The organism is Paenibacillus sp. IHBB 10380 (assembly GCF_000949425.1).
Lineage (GTDB): Bacteria > Bacillota > Bacilli > Paenibacillales > Paenibacillaceae > Paenibacillus_AQ.
On record NZ_CP010976.1, the window covers coordinates 5,459,808 to 5,475,182 of the forward strand.

A 15,375-nucleotide genomic window follows, 5' to 3' on the forward strand; every position below is an offset into this window, starting at 1 on the left:
AAGCGGCAGAGGAGGAGCGCATTGTTTACATATCTATATCCCCAGTTCAATAAAGGTAGAATTCTGAAGACAGAAATGTTGACGAACTTGCGAGATTTCCCGCGTGAATTCGTAGATATCCACTATGCGGATTATTCCGATGGTATTGTGACAGGTGCTAATCTTGAAGTCGGTCCTAAGCATCTGATTATATCACCAGGTATTGTGCGGCATGAGGGTAGGCTCTATACATTGAACAAATCCACGGAGCTTGCATATTTGGCTACAGGCAAGGAGTTAGTGGTCAAGATTCGATTCCTTGAAGTTAAGGAAGGGAGTGATTTGACGGTGTACACTAGCGAGATTGTGCTGGATGAACAAGTCGAATGTAAATCAACTGAGCTGGAGCTTGGTCGTTTCAAGCTGAAGGAAGGCGCTAGACTCCGCCAGGATTACCAGAACTTCGCTGATTTCACGACCGAATACAACACCTTGAATGTGTTGCACACATCCTATGCTGCACATGGAGAGAGTACAGTATCTCCCCTTGTGATGCGCTATTTCGCAGATCAGATGCTTCGTAGTGGCAGTGCGGACCCTCGTGATCTAGTCTTCGCGATGATGTGTGCCAATGAAGGAATCGTGTCACGCAGCCTTATCCTGCACTATATCTCGGGTCGTATGGGCATAGCATACAAGGATTATACCCATGTGCAGATTCACAAGCATTTGAGTCGGATTCTGGATAACGTTCGGAGCGGCGGTAAAGCCCGTGGTAGCCTCGCAGCGGGTGGGCCGCAGCGGGTGATTGTGGATTAGATTGTTGTTAGTTGCTGTGGTTTAAACGGGAACATTCGGAATAACACTCAGCATTCTTATAGATGTTACCCCAATAAAGTAAAGGAGATGATCTAATGGCAACATCACCCGTTACCTATGATGGTTTACAGATAGTTCCCTTTGAGATGAGATTGCACGATGTGAAGTTGGTCAAGAAAATTCACAATCACGCGAGCTTAACCTTCACTGGGATTATTCCCGAAGATAAGGAAGACTCTTATGTACGCATGGCAGATGAAGAGATACCAGTAGAACTTCTATATACTGACGAAAATGGGAAAAGTAAGAGGTTGTTTCATGGCACGATTCTTCGGCTTCATGTGAGGGTTGAAAATTATGTTTATTGGTTGGAAGCGGAAGCTGTATCTCATACGTATGCGATGGACATCAAACAGGAGACCCGTTCCTTTCAAAATAAGTCGCTGTTGATTAAAGATGTGATGCAACAGATTAGTGGAGGCTACCCAAAAGGTCAAACTTTCAATACGTTCTCTGAGAATAAGTCACTAGGTGCATTTACCTTACAGTATCAGGAAACCGATTGGCAATTTCTGAAGAGATTGGCATCCCACTATAACTCTATACTCGTGCCACTAGTGACACAAGATAGCATAAGAGTTTATTTGGGTATTCCTGAAAGCCGAGATATCGGTCAAATAGATGCCATCAACTACCGCGTATACAAAGATTTGTTGGCTTATAAGAATGAAGGTGGAGGGGACAATACTGATCTTAGTGAACAGGATTTCATCTGTTATGAAGTGATGCTGGATCAGGTGTTGGAACTAGGTGATAGGGTCACGTTTAAGGGACAGAAGCTTCATGTATTTGAAGTGCAGACCGAGATGAAGAGTAGCGTTCTCACCCATAAGTATACACTCTGCTCGAAAAAAGCAGGATACAAGCGAAAGAGATACAATTCGAAACTTATTGGAGCTTCTATTCAGGGTAAAGTGATGGAAGTTGTCAGGGACGAGGTGAAAATACAATTGGATACGGATCAGGGTTGGAGTTTAGATACAGCCTATTTGTTCCCTTATTCAACGATGTATGCTTCGGAAGATCAGACAGGTTGGTATTGTATGCCGGAGAAGGGGGACGGTGTGCGCGTATACTTTTCGAATGCAAAGGAAGCGGAAGGTATAGCACTTAGTTCCGTGAGGAAAAAGCTACCGCAGGAAGAACATTCTAGCGTAAGCAAGCCTAGTAGCACTTCGAATGCACAATCAAAAAACGTGACGACAACTATTGTTCAGCAGGAACAGCTTCAGCCCATCATTCAGTACGATAAAGATTTGAAAGATGATCTGATGGCAAATCCGAACACGAAGTTTATTCTTACTCCGTCCGGTCAGAAGCTTATGTTTGAGGATGACAAAATTACGATAGCCTCTTCGAAAGGCGGTCCATCCATCACATTAACGAACGCAGGAACGATTATTTTGAACAGCACGGATAAAATTATACTTCAAACAGGAAAGCAAATTGAATTAATGGCTGAATCAATCATCATGGTCGGTAATCAGATAGATATGTCTACAAAGGAAGGAAAGGGTCGAATTACTATCGATCAGGGTCAGGTCGTTTTAACAGGGGCTGAAATTTTGATGAAGTAATCAGGACAGATTTAAGGGGAGAATGCAATGAAGGGACAAGAAGCATGGGGAAATTTTGTTAGGCATGATGCCCTACCGCAACGGAATAATCAACTTAGAGCCCTGTATGAACACTTTTGTATTCATAAAGAAACGATTAAGAAGGAATTTGTTCAGTTGTTTGATGAATTTTGTATAGATATTGAGAAGCAACAAGTATCTGGAATGATGGGGAAATGTGTGAATATTCAAATTTCACTGATGCGAACATCAATAATGATGGGGCGACCCGTTTATATGCTGGAGGCCAATGATTTAGTATCCATTAGTGAGGTTAGAATTTCTCCATTTTGTTATGACGCTAGTTGGATTTTTGATTACATGGATGCATGGATTACAGATTTAGAAGAATCTCGAAGAGTCTATTTCGATCAGATCAAGCGACTCTCATTCGAATCTTGGTTGAGAGAGCAGGTATATCCATTTCATATGTTCATGATTCACACTGTTCGCTATGCGATGGATGAGATTATAGAATTAGCTTCCTATCAAAAAATATCGAAAGAAGCATTATTTGACATCCGTGTTGGTGAATATAGGGATCAAGAAGTTAGTGAATCAGTATTTCGAAATAATGAGTTGCAGAGGTCCTCTATTACTTGTAAAGGATGGCTAGAAGGCCTACTACAGCAGGACTATATCTTTGAACATATTGCTCAAGTAAATTTATCTCAAGGAAAGTATGAAGGAATTAATTTGCTATACACACGATTTGAGTCAGTTGATCTAAGTGGAAGTGGCCTTAAAAATAGTGTATTACTCGGAAATAAATTCATAGATTGCAAATGTGATCAAGTAGACTTCCATGGAAGTGTAGTTTTTGATACGGATTTTCGAAATTGTAGTCTTGAGAATGTTATATTCGATCACTGCGTCGGACCTCGGGACGTAATGAATGAGAAGAAGGGTACTTTTTTTGGACTTCATGGCGTCCGATTTATGCATGCAAACTTGAAAAAAGCTAGTTTCAAGTTTGCTAGGATTGCGGGCGATTTCTCATACGCGGAGTTAGAGGGTACTGATTTTACAGGTGCGGAATTAGCAGGAAGTAGGATGTTGAAACGTGATATTCTCAAAGTTTCATTAACTGAGGATCAACGCCATAGCATTACCTGGTTAGAGGGATAATTCTATTAATTAGTCGGGGGGAAGACATGGAATATTTCATCGTTGAGCAAGATCGGCGGTTGATCGGTGGAGCCATATCATTCCCAGAACGGATTCTTAAAGGGTTTGAATATGCAGAACCAAATGAAGTTCTATATACAAAATCAGAAAAAGAACTTGAGTATAGCTGTATCATCGACCGCCCTGTGCTGCTTGTTTCAGATGAACTCAGAAGAATTATCACTGAATTTGAGCCTCAAATGGAACATAAGGCAGTTGTTGTAATGGATTTGGAACGGCAGTTGCAATTCCCGTATTCCATGATGAACTTCCAGGACGTTGCATGTGATTCCAATAAACAATCTTACCTAGCTACTGGCCGGATAGAAGAAATAGTTATAGATGAAAAACAGATCAACGGTCAAGCTATTTTTAAAATAACTTATTACCGAAGTTCCTATCTTGTGGTACGCCTAGATGTTGCTGAATACTTGCTTAGGAGAAGTTTGTATGGTCTAAAGCTAAACCGAATCCAATCAATGGAGGGTGATAAATATGAATGTACCACCAAATGATAGCTTTATAAAACCAAGTACTATTATTAAGTTAACAGAGGAAGAGGTTTGGAGAAAGGAAGAGACATATGTGGCGCGTGGTGCGCACATGTATTGCACTATGGGAACCCACGAGGAAGTACTGAACCAAATTGAAAATCATGGAGTATATGTAAATGGACAATCCTTGATGACAGTAGATGACTGCGTGGTGTCTTCCTCAGAGAATATCACTGGAAATGTTAATTATGATGAACCGGGAAACGAGATAGATGGTAATCTGTATTCCTTTGGGTTCTGTCGGAGTCTAATTCATCCCCAGAAGGTTGCAGAAATAAACAACATCCCCCTCGGACAGCCAGGTGGTCCTCCAGTTCCTGATGGATCTTATATATTTGATGTTGAGCCTGAGTCTGGTTCATTACTAGGAAATAAAATATATCCCTGCGTTCCTAAATTTGATCCAAGACCAATGGATACTTCCAGAGGGAATCTAACACTAGCAACCAGATGGTCAGGTGGTAGTCCAAATGTGACGATTCAAGGGGCGCCAGCGTTAACTACTAGTTCGTGCTTATATTGTCGCTGGGCAGGGGTAATTAAGTTTTTAACTAATGGAATGGATCCGATTCCGCCTGAGTTTTTGCCGTGAGAAATCTAATAGGAAGGAGGAAATTGATAAGATGGAAACATGGCATAAAGGTGATGGATTTCAACTGCAATGGGTCTACCCAATAAAGGCGATTCGCAGTTTTCGAATTGAGCGTAAGTTCAACGACCATGCCAGATGCTCGTTTACAGCGGTGATGTCAGAAGAACAAGCGAATTTATGTATGCAAAGAGGGAATTTTCAAGATAGTGTGTTAATACACCATACTTCTGAAGAAAGTACACAGTATTGGTTCTCTGGAGGTATTTCAAGTATCGATATTCAGATGGAGGACGGCATCCCGCATGTAGAGGTAGAGGCTATCTCAAGATCATATGAGATGGATTTGACACCGAAGAGCCGATCTTATCAGAATAAAAACCTTACTTATACTAAAATGATCCGGCAAGTTGTTGATGGGTATCCAAAGGGAGATGCTCAGAATGAAGCCACTGAACCACATGCGACGTTAGGCGAACTTATGGTCCAGTATGAGGAGACGGATTGGCAGTTCATGAAACGACTAGCCTCTCGTCTTGGAACGGTGATCCTCCCTGATGTAATGATGGATGCAGTTCGTATATACTTTGGAGTACCTGATTTTTCTTGGGGTAAAGAGCTAAAAGCGTATAGTTATTCTATGATTCAAGACCATGCGAGTTACCTTGGTTACATATCACAAATTGAAGATGGGGGGGCAAGTGGTGCTATTTCCGAATCTGACTGGATTAGTTATAGAGTAAAGTCTAAACAGTACTTTCAGGTCGGAGAAAATGTAGGATTTAAGCATCAGATTTGGGTCATTACAGAATCTGTTATTATATACGAAAAGGGCGTAATTCAATATGAATACGCTCTTGTAAAGAGACAAGCTCTCCGGCGCAAATCCCGTCTTAATAAAGCCATTCAGGGGGTATCGTTGGAAGGTAGGGTTGTAAAGCGAGCAAATAATATGGTGAAGGTTCATCTTGATATCGATAATGAGCATGATGAACAAGGTAATTGGTGGTTTCCATATTCTCCTGAAGGTAATAACATTTTCCATTGTATGCCGGATGAAGGAGCACAGATTAAGGTCTATTTTCCGAGTGGAATTGAAAAGAAAGCAATGGCCATTAATTCTATACGCGGTGGAAGCGAGGAAATGAAGTCCAGAACCGTGTTTCAAAAGCCTACGACAAAGGTGTTTCACATGCCGGGAGCAGCAAAAATGGAGTTTGGAGATGATGGAGTATTATTTGAGAAAGACTCCGTTCGAATTCATTTGGATGGTAGTAATATTAGGCTCGAAGCAGACAAATACCTTTTCGTAGTAGCAAGTAATGGTCTGGAACTGGGCAATAACAATTTTGTGGTAGAATCGATAAAAATGATAGCGAATGATTTCATCTCATTTCAAACCTTTGATAAGCAGGAGCCTATAGCGATTCAAGGGGATCGCGTGGGAATTAAGAGTAAGGAAGTACGGTTTGAAAAGAAAGAAATACCGCTTGTCGACATGTTAAATGCGACCGAACTGCAAGAGTTATATAGTGACTTATTGGTCAGAGAACATTACAAATCGCTAAGCAAAGTATATGCTATGGGGACTAGACCTTCACAAGGGGGAGAGGCTCCTAAAATCACCCCTAGTGAAGCCATAAGACAACGAGTCGAGAAAGATCCAGATGCTAAGCAAAAAGCAAGAGAAAGAATGGGTCAGCTCGAGGAAAGTGAACTGAGATCTCTGTATCAGACCAAGTATGTCAAAGAATCGCAGGACAAGAAAACAACTAAAAAAATGAAAGAGGAGAAAGAAGGGTATACAAGGAATTATAACTTACAAAGTTCGCTCATGACGAAGGCTAGTCAAGGCAAGACGCAAAGTGAGCAGCCTCTGGAAGTTAATGCTAAGAGTATTGAAAGTAAATCTATTAGTTCTATCTTAAATTTGGATCCTGTGATGGCTCAATTGCAGAGCTTGTTTGAGAAAAGCGGTCTGGATTTACTAGCCATCTCACAGAAACCAGAGTATTTAGGCAAAACAGAAGACACCTCGAAATTGTATTCCAGATTTACGTTCTATCAGAAAGTGGTTGCGCCACAAATATTGGGTGCAGAACTGAATATTTTACTTGGGGTAGTAGCGATCGTGAGTGCAGTGTTTACAGGAGGAGGATCACTCCTTCTGTATACCTTAGTAGCGGGAGAACTTATCCTTGGCGGAGCAGAAATCAAAATCAACGCAGAGAAGCTAGGTGATCTCTATGATGGAGAATATTATACAAACCCTAAGTTCCTAGGAATGGATCAAGATGTTGTCAATGCTTTAGGATTAGTATTGGGCGGAGCAGAGATTAGTTTAGGGCTGAAGGCATTGCTCAAATCAGGGGATTATGCAGCTTATGCGAGAACTATCGATGACCTCGATACTTTGGATGATACGCTAAAGGCTGGATGGAAGCGGAATTCGATTAATGATGAGTATGTGAATGAGTTACGTGCAAGGATTGAGGCAAATATTGCTAAGAGTAAAGCTGCGAGGGAAGCATCTAACTTTGATGTGTATTTGAAGAAAGAGAAGGAACTATTTGAATCTATTAAGAAGAAGGAACCAACGAGTAAATGGAATCCGAGTAGGACGGTTGATCCACCGAAAGATCGACCAAATACAAATAAGTCTCCTGAGGGGACGGGTAAAGTTGAAACTCATGACCCGATTAATAATTCCGAGAGTTGGATTAATTCATTAAACGAAGCTGAAATTAATGCGTTATTAAAATATAAAGGTAATGATATTTATCAGGAGTTAAATAGAGGGCTTCGGTATGACAGTTTGAATGAAAATCTTAAAAAATATGTACCACTATTAGATTCTACAATAGCCAAAGGTGTATTGAAGGAAGACAAGATATTATACCGAGGTTTTAGTAGTGAAGAAATAGTGGATAATTGGAATAGAATTATGAAAACTCAGTCATATAATTATTCTGATAACGCTTTTGTTTCTACAAGTACAGATCCAGGTGTCGCAGAGATGTTCGCAATGGCTCATGATGATGATGGAATTTTTGCTATAATTAAAATCAAACAAGGTACTTCCGTAGCAAATATTGGCGCTATTGATGACTTCGAAAGTGAAATATTACTTGGTCGGGGACATAGTTTTGAGATTACAAAAGCTTGGGAAGAAGACGGGATGAAATTCATTGAAATGGAGATCGATGACTAATGATACCGGAGTCAAAAAACAATAAAAAATCGACTATGGCTCAACGCTGGGAACTCGATGAAGATATTCAAGTAAGTAGCGTTTCTCAGTGTTTTTATTGTACAAATTTTCAAAGTAAAGACTGTTGTTTAGCTTTTCCACAAGGGATTCCTAAGGAAATCACAAATAATTTAGTTATCCATAAGTCAAAATATTTAAATGATAATGGTATAAGTTTTTCCCCAATTAAGGAGAGATACGGAAGTACTCAATTTAAGCCATTAAGTAGAAGAGGATCTACTGTAATCCCTAATAAAGTGTTAGATGGTTTAATGGGGTTATGTGTTGGAGATGCTTTAGGAGTACCTGTTGAATTTAGTTCAAGAGCCAGTTTAAAAAAGAATCCTATAATTGATATGATTGGTTACGGTACTCATGATCAACCAGCAGGAACTTGGTCTGATGATAGTTCTTTGACTTTTTGCTTAGGAGATAGTCTTTGTAATGGTTATTACATTTTTGATATTGCAGATAAAATGAAAAAATGGTATGAACATTCATATTGGACTCCGCATGGTGAAGTGTTTGATATTGGAACAACTACATCAGAATCTATAAAAAAATTAATTGAAGGTAGACATCCTTCAGAATCTGGTGCTAAACAAGTTAATGATAACGGTAATGGATCATTAATGAGAATACTCCCGCTAGCTTTTTATTTACAACATGTTGAGGATGAAGAATATAAGTATCAAGTTATTCAAGATGTATCGAAGATTACACATGCGCATCCTAGATCAATTTTAGCATGCTCAATATATGTTGAATTTGCTTTATTACTTTTAAAAGGATTCTCCCTTCAAGAAGCTTTTAATAATATGAGAAATAACATTTTGAATTTCTTTTGTAAGAAAGAACCCTTTTCACTTGAAATTGAATTTTTTGAAAGGATACTTACAGAGAACTTGATGGAATTTGCTGAAGAAGAAATAAATTCCTCAGGGTATGTTATGGACACATTAGAAGCAAGTTTTTGGTGTTTGTTAACTACAAATGATTATAAAAGTGCTGTATTAAAGGCTGTGAATTTAGGTAATGATACTGATACTACTGCTGCAGTAACTGGTGGTTTGGCTGGAATATATTATGGGATTCAGCAAATACCGATTCAATGGATTAACGATATAGCAAAACGAGAGAAGATTATTGAGTTAGCAAATAAAATGCATAATGTATTTAAAAGGAAACAATGAGGCGAATTAACTTTTCAAATAAATTAGGTAGCAAGATTGTAAAACACAACAAAAACCCTTATGAAAATTGGTCAAGACCTCATTTTGGGGTTTACTAAGAATTTTGTGTAAACTAAATTTATAACTCTAATAACACAATCGTACTATGCCACAATGCGAGCTAGCCATCCGTATTGTGGTTATTTGTTTATTGTTCTGATGCGGTGGCGGATGAAACATTCCCTTACCTAGTGCGATTCAACCAATCATTTAACCAATAACCCATATAACCCATATAACCCATATAACCCATATAACCCATATATAATACCCTTATTAGTGAAGGAAAATCACTGGAAATCGCATATATGATTGGTAATCCTTTAGGACGAGAGATACTCTTGAGATATAATGATTTTAAGGTTGATATCGATAATTATCTTGCTGTATTAATAGGTGAATTGTCCTGTTATGAGCGTGGAGGTAATGTAACTTTTGTTACATCTCATAGAGATTATACAATAATTGAAGATCTTTTTTATAATGAGGAAGAAGATGAAGTTGAACCGATCTGTAAATTAGAGACAGTTGAATTTGTGAAAATCATATTAGTATGGGCTTATGAAAATTATAAATATATAAGTGAGTTGGGGGCGATTCCTCGAGAAGAGGTAGAAATGGTGATGAACTGGATTGATCAGAAAATGATAGAAGTTAAGAGTATGGAAAATAACGAATAAATATAACAAACGCTAAACATATATAAGGTAATGAGAAGCCTATTCCTATGATAGTCATAATGAGGAATAGGCTTTTAATATGCCGGGAAAAAGTATGAGGAAACTGAAAAATGAAACTAACTTAAGCACAGATTAAGGTCTATTTTCCAAATGGAATTGAAAAGAAAGCAATGGCCATTAATTCTATACGCGGTGGAAGCGAGGAAATGAAGTCCAGAACCGTGTTTCAAAAGCCTACGACAAAGGTGTTTCACATGCCGGGGGCAGCAAAAATGGAGTTTGGAGATGATGGAGTATTATTTGAGAAAGACTCCGTTCGAATTCATTTGGATGGTAGTAATATTAGGCTCGAAGCAGACAAATACCTTTTCGTAGTAGCAAGTAATGGTTTGGAACTGGGCAATAACAATTTTGTGGTAGAATCGATAAAAATGATAGCGAATGATTTCATCTCATTTCAAACCTTTGATAAGCAGGAGCCTATAGCGATTCAAGGGGATCGCGTGGGAATTAAGAGTAAGGAAGTACGGTTTGAAAAGAAAGAAATACCGCTTGTCGACATGTTAAATGCGACCGAACTGCAAGAGTTATATAGTGACTTATTGGTCAGAGAACATTACAAATCGCTAAGCAAAGTATATGCTATGGGGACTAGACCTTCACAAGGGGGAGAGGCTCCTAAAATCACCCCTAGTGAAGCCATAAGACAACGAGTCGAGAAAGATCCAGATGCCAAGCAAAAAGCAAGAGAAAGAATGGGTCAGCTCGAGGAAAGTGAACTGAGATCTCTGTATCAGACCAAGTATGTCAAAGAATCGCAGGACAAGAAAACAACTAAAAAAATGAAAGAGGAGAAAGAAGGGTATACAAGGAATTATAACTTACAAAGTTCGCTCATGACGAAGGCTAGTCAAGGCAAGACGCAAAGTGAGCAGCCTCTGGAAGTTAATGCTAAGAGTATTGAAAGTAAATCTATTAGTTCTATCTTAAATTTGGATCCTGTGATGGCTCAATTGCAGAGCTTGTTTGAGAAAAGCGGTCTGGATTTACTAGCCATCTCACAGAAACCAGAGTATTTAGGCAAAACAGAAGACACCTCGAAATTGTATTCCAGATTTACGTTCTATCAGAAAGTGGTTGCGCCACAAATATTGGGTGCAGAACTGAATATTTTACTTGGGGTAGTAGCGATCGTGAGTGCAGTGTTTACAGGAGGAGGATCACTCCTTCTGTATACCTTAGTAGCGGGAGAACTTATCCTTGGCGGAGCAGAAATCAAAATCAACGCAGAGAAGCTAGGTGATCTCTATGATGGAGAATATTATACAAACCCTAAGTTCCTAGGAATGGATCAAGATGTTGTCAATGCTTTAGGATTAGTATTGGGCGGAGCAGAGATTAGTTTAGGGCTGAAGGCATTGCTCAAATCAGGGGATCTGGCAGCTAATGCGCGGTATATTGATGATCTCGAGGATATATTGGATAATGTGAGGTTGGTTCCTGAGGGGAGTAGGAACATACCAAAATCAGTGGAACCTTCGGTACTAAAACAAGTGGATCTGACGCCTGATCATGTAGATGGTAAGTATTATTATGAGGGGTACTTTGATCCTAATATAGATATAGCTCATGGTTGGGAAAAAGCTTTGGCAGGGGAGTTATCCCCTGAAGAAAAAGTATGGTTTAGGCAATTAACAGATCATGAACTAGATGAAAGCATACGAATGCAAAATGGAGAGGTATACCGTACTATTGAGTCGTGGGATCCTGTTAAGGGTATGACAGGTGATCCACCAGGTGCCCATGACAATGCACCGAAGCCACCAGGTGATTATCCAGATCCAAAATTCAAGCCTAAATATTAATCGAGGTGAAAATACACTGAAAGAAAAACTTGAAGAAGTTAGAACATGCATAAAGAATATTGATTGGTTAAATACAGAGGAAGATAAACCTTCACATGCAGTATTGCTCTTTGAATTTTACAGAAGAAGAGCGATATTTTTGGACTATCTTTCAATAGAAACCCCAATGAGACGTGCTTTTAATAGTGCGGCTAAAGAAAGTGAGATTCAACTGCAAGAAGATATTGAAATAATTTGTCCAGAATTAGAATTAATAAAAGAAAACTGGCTAGTTAAGTGGACTTGTTTATTTAGTCTCGAGTGGGCCTATTTAATCGATAAAAAGACTCCAATTGCCTGTCAGTTTCAAGATATGTATGACCCGATTATTGAACTATTCAAGCGAGGTGGACGAGTACATTATCATCATGCTGACGTTATTTGTGGACGTCTGGGAAGATCTCGTATACCAAGTAGTAGCCTTACTACATACGATCCAGAGGATATCCGTGATGAAGTATTGGATGAAATGGACAACGCGTGGTATTATAAACAGATACTAGATAAAAATTATTTGGATAATATAAACATTGGCGAGCATAGTGTCGAAGAGCTTGCTTCAATAATATTGGAGCGATTGAAGGCTTGTAACTGCACCTTGGGTGAGAATATTATTATTCAAACCACGCTCGGTGAATTACTCTTGAATAAAGAAATACATGCGCATGAACATCTTAAAATTGTAAAAACTGAACTTGAGCAATTTAAGATGAGCGACCTGAGCGTGTTATTGCCCAATACCGAAAGGGAAGATTTGTTTTTACGAATTAAGGAAGTGCTAGCTAGGCTCAGCGAAATATAAAATATTTTAATCCCCCAAACGAGTACTGGAAACTTGTCTGGGGTTTCTTTCTGTTCTACCGCTATATCAGTGACAACGCGAACTGCTTAGAGAGTATAGAAAACAACTTCCCATTACCAGATCTTGAACCGTTCCAAATATCATCTATAGAAGAAGACGAAGGATGAGGGAATGAGTTTGACGGTATGAAATTATCTAAATCATTTTCAATATCTTAAAATGTGTAGTACATGTAATTAGAATAGAATATTTATTATTTTCTTTGTATACATATAAATGCTTCAAAGCATATGAGTCAGATACCACCATGATTGACCTGTTTTTTGTTATCTTCGCTTTCTTGAGTTTTTTCAAAATGAATCGCAACGGGTATGTCTGTTTCAAGACCTTCTAATTTTTCAAAAGCAGACGAATTGCTTGCAAAGCAGTGGACAAAGGCTGAAGTGGCAAAATGGAGAGTGCAAAACAAGTACACTTGGCATGAGCTTAAAGATGGAAAAAACATGCAATTGGTTTCAGGTAGTATTAATTCTAAATTTGGGCACCTTGGTGGTGTAAGTGAAGTTAAATAAGAAAGGACGATAATCTGAAAATGAAAAAAGATGAGTTGTTTGGAGAAATTGTTTATGAGGATTTGTGGATAGGAACAACAGAGATAACCATGTTTGGAAAAAACCCAAAAATACTTTTGAACATTTATGGTGAAGAGAATGAGGAAATTACTCCAAACCAAAGGGATGCTTTTTCGCAATTTAAAGCAAATATAACCAACATAGTAAAGGAAAGCGAAGATGAGATTTTTAAGTATTATTTAGAAAACTTTGAAGATTATCGAGCGATGCAAAGTGATAGTGAAGAAGTTGAAAAAATTGCTCCTAAGATTTCATCAATAGAAGAATTAGGAAAACTTGTAACGCCTACATGTTTGTTAATAAGATATGATTTCGATGACGGTATTAGAAGAGTAGGGATATTATGCGATTGTACTTGGGAACGAGAACATGGATTAGGTATTAGTATTGAAGACGAAAAAGTATTAGAAGTAGGCCTTCAAGATATTGTACTTTAACTTTTAAAATAAAAAGGCGATGGCGTCCACAATTGGTTGATATAACAGAGAAGAGGGTAGTACCTTCATAAGCGGAGTGAGAATTCTGTTTAATAAGTTTGATAGATAGAATGTTTACTTCTTAGAAGCAGGATCATACAATAATAACAACAAACCAAACACTAAACAACTTGATAAACTTTCAAAGGCTTATTCCAACTTGAATTTATGAGGAGGAATTGGCTTTTTTTGCACTTGTCTCGGTAGCTTCTAAAAACCAAAAACTGGATTAACTAACCTTGAGTTAATGAAAAAAGGTAGACCACCGTATTGGAAAGATGGTACGAAAGTAGAACTTCACTATACCATCCGGTTAGAACCTGGCCCAATGGTAGAATTACCTGCTAGTTTACATTATGAATATAGTAAAATATTGCATGGGCTAGTTGAAAACGGTGGTAGTTTTAGGAATAATCCTGCATTAGAAAAACAGTACAACAATTTCAGGTCAAAGCACTGGAGATGGAGAGCCAAACAACTTAAAGGGAAAGAGTAAAATAATTTGTTTTTTTAGGAGGGGTAGAAATTGGAACGTGACGAATTGATTGCTTTTATTCAAGAACACTCTGACGATACTGATTTTACTGGTGGAATCTCTGATGAGAACCCAAGTTCCAGGAAAATGAAATTAGTGCCAACTAACGTCCACAAGGTAAACCATTTAGGTGGAAATTCTCTTTGGGGAGATGGAATTAGATGAGTCAATATGTTGAATGGGAATTAGCTTTTGGAAAAATTACAAAAAATCAGGTAACTGAAGTTGAAAATGAATTCAACGTAAAGCTTCCTCAAGAGTATGTGAAAATTGTAATGGAATTTGATGGAGCAACTGTGAATCCAAATGTTTTTGATGTACAGGGAATAGTGAAGGTTTTTGGTGGACTCTTGTCATTTACTTACGAAGTTGAAGGAGAAAACATAGTAGAAGTGTACAAGGAAATAAAGGATAGAGTGCCTTCTAAAGTATTTCCTTTCGCTTCAGACCCTGCTGGAAACTACATTTGTTTTGATTACAGAAATGCAGAACAACCTAAAATAGTTTTTTGGGAACATGAACAAGCCGTTTCGCACGAGGATATATCCGATGAAGAATTCAAAAATGGGAAACTTGAAGAACTGCAAGAACAAGCTATATTCTATGTGGCGGATTCATTCTCGAAATTTCTAACTAAGTTGTATGGAAACGAAAAATAATAATTACTATGCACTTAACCCATTTATCATCACTACAAAGATTTCATTAATCCGTTTGCACTTACAGTAGTGCTTTAATAATTTAAATAAAGTTGTAGCGTAACAAAAAACAGGTCGATTATGGTTCGGATACCATTATTATTGACCTGTTTTTGTTATCTTCGTTTTCTCCCAGTTTTTCAAATATTTTCTCAACTATTGAATACTCTGAAACGAAACTTTTTGGTAGATGAAAAAAATGCTGCGGAAAAAAACGAGCAGAAATATATAGTCAATCGAGTTTATACTGAAAGAGAACCCTGTAATCTTGGTGGTCATGAATGTAAAGAGTTACTTACCAATGAACTCCCTGATACTGAAGTAACCTATAGTTTTGAATATGGGGACAAGGCTTCAAGATATAAAAGAATACTGCCTTAGC

Annotated in this window: 15 protein-coding genes and 1 pseudogene; all 16 read left to right on the plus strand. The window is 38.2% G+C overall.

Features of this window, described 5'->3' with window-relative positions:
* Nucleotides 1-21: 21 nt before the first annotated feature.
* The 16 genes and pseudogenes from UB51_RS24725 to UB51_RS29860 all read left to right on the plus strand — a co-directional run bounded on the left by UB51_RS24725 (nt 22) and on the right by UB51_RS29860 (nt 15,374).
* The gene (locus tag UB51_RS24725; RefSeq protein WP_044879579.1) at nt 22-798 is read left to right on the plus strand and encodes a DNA and RNA helicase; all 777 of its coding nucleotides are present in this window, start codon (nt 22-24) and stop codon (nt 796-798) included.
* Between the two features lie 95 nt (nt 799-893).
* The gene (locus UB51_RS24730) at nt 894-2,435 is read left to right on the plus strand and encodes a contractile injection system protein, VgrG/Pvc8 family (protein WP_044879580.1); all 1,542 of its coding nucleotides are present in this window, start codon (nt 894-896) and stop codon (nt 2,433-2,435) included.
* Between the two features lie 27 nt (nt 2,436-2,462).
* Nucleotides 2,463-3,602 carry a pentapeptide repeat-containing protein gene (locus UB51_RS24735; protein ID WP_044879581.1) on the plus strand — a complete coding sequence of 380 codons (1,140 nt, stop codon included), beginning with the start codon at nt 2,463-2,465 and terminating at the stop codon, nt 3,600-3,602.
* A gap of 26 nt (nt 3,603-3,628) precedes the next feature.
* A complete protein-coding gene (locus UB51_RS24740; RefSeq protein WP_044879582.1) occupies nt 3,629-4,156 on the plus strand; it encodes a hypothetical protein in 528 nt (175 codons plus the stop codon).
* Nucleotides 4,137-4,787, plus strand: a complete 651-nt coding sequence (locus UB51_RS24745) for a DUF4280 domain-containing protein (RefSeq protein ID WP_044879583.1) — start codon at nt 4,137-4,139, stop codon at nt 4,785-4,787. Before UB51_RS24740 ends, UB51_RS24745 begins: the two co-directional genes overlap by 20 nt.
* A gap of 31 nt (nt 4,788-4,818) precedes the next feature.
* Nucleotides 4,819-7,995, plus strand: a complete 3,177-nt coding sequence (locus UB51_RS24750; protein ID WP_044879584.1) for an ADP-ribosyltransferase — start codon at nt 4,819-4,821, stop codon at nt 7,993-7,995.
* The gene (locus UB51_RS24755; protein ID WP_234405503.1) at nt 7,995-9,227 is read left to right on the plus strand and encodes an ADP-ribosylglycohydrolase family protein; all 1,233 of its coding nucleotides are present in this window, start codon (nt 7,995-7,997) and stop codon (nt 9,225-9,227) included. The genes UB51_RS24750 and UB51_RS24755 overlap by 1 nt, the downstream gene beginning before the upstream one ends.
* Nucleotides 9,228-9,574: 347 nt before the next feature.
* Complete coding sequence (locus UB51_RS24760) at nt 9,575-9,946, plus strand: hypothetical protein (RefSeq protein WP_199924970.1); 372 nt, start codon at nt 9,575-9,577, stop codon at nt 9,944-9,946.
* A gap of 206 nt (nt 9,947-10,152) precedes the next feature.
* Nucleotides 10,153-11,811 carry a hypothetical protein gene (locus UB51_RS24765; RefSeq protein WP_144407066.1) on the plus strand — a complete coding sequence of 553 codons (1,659 nt, stop codon included), beginning with the start codon at nt 10,153-10,155 and terminating at the stop codon, nt 11,809-11,811.
* Entirely contained in the window at nt 11,744-12,652 is a 909-nt protein-coding gene (locus UB51_RS24770) for a hypothetical protein (RefSeq protein ID WP_144407067.1), read from the plus strand. The genes UB51_RS24765 and UB51_RS24770 overlap by 68 nt, the downstream gene beginning before the upstream one ends.
* 371 nt (nt 12,653-13,023) lie before the next feature.
* Nucleotides 13,024-13,224 (plus strand): HNH endonuclease, encoded by a 201-nt coding sequence (locus UB51_RS24775; RefSeq protein WP_044879588.1) that lies wholly within the window; start codon nt 13,024-13,026, stop codon nt 13,222-13,224.
* A gap of 20 nt (nt 13,225-13,244) precedes the next feature.
* Complete coding sequence (locus tag UB51_RS24780) at nt 13,245-13,721, plus strand: DUF6985 domain-containing protein (RefSeq protein ID WP_044879589.1); 477 nt, start codon at nt 13,245-13,247, stop codon at nt 13,719-13,721.
* Nucleotides 13,722-14,004: 283 nt separating this feature from the next.
* Nucleotides 14,005-14,256 (plus strand): annotated as a pseudogene (locus UB51_RS24785) (HNH/ENDO VII family nuclease); the annotation flags it as partial.
* Between the two features lie 30 nt (nt 14,257-14,286).
* The gene (locus UB51_RS27475; protein WP_082063247.1) at nt 14,287-14,460 is read left to right on the plus strand and encodes an HNH endonuclease; all 174 of its coding nucleotides are present in this window, start codon (nt 14,287-14,289) and stop codon (nt 14,458-14,460) included.
* Nucleotides 14,457-14,954 carry an SMI1/KNR4 family protein gene (locus UB51_RS24790; RefSeq protein WP_044879590.1) on the plus strand — a complete coding sequence of 166 codons (498 nt, stop codon included), beginning with the start codon at nt 14,457-14,459 and terminating at the stop codon, nt 14,952-14,954. The genes UB51_RS27475 and UB51_RS24790 overlap by 4 nt, the downstream gene beginning before the upstream one ends.
* A 120-nt stretch (nt 14,955-15,074) precedes the next feature.
* Entirely contained in the window at nt 15,075-15,374 is a 300-nt protein-coding gene (locus tag UB51_RS29860) for a nucleic acid/nucleotide deaminase domain-containing protein (protein ID WP_044879591.1), read from the plus strand.
* The last annotated feature ends 1 nt before the right edge of the window (nt 15,375 follow it).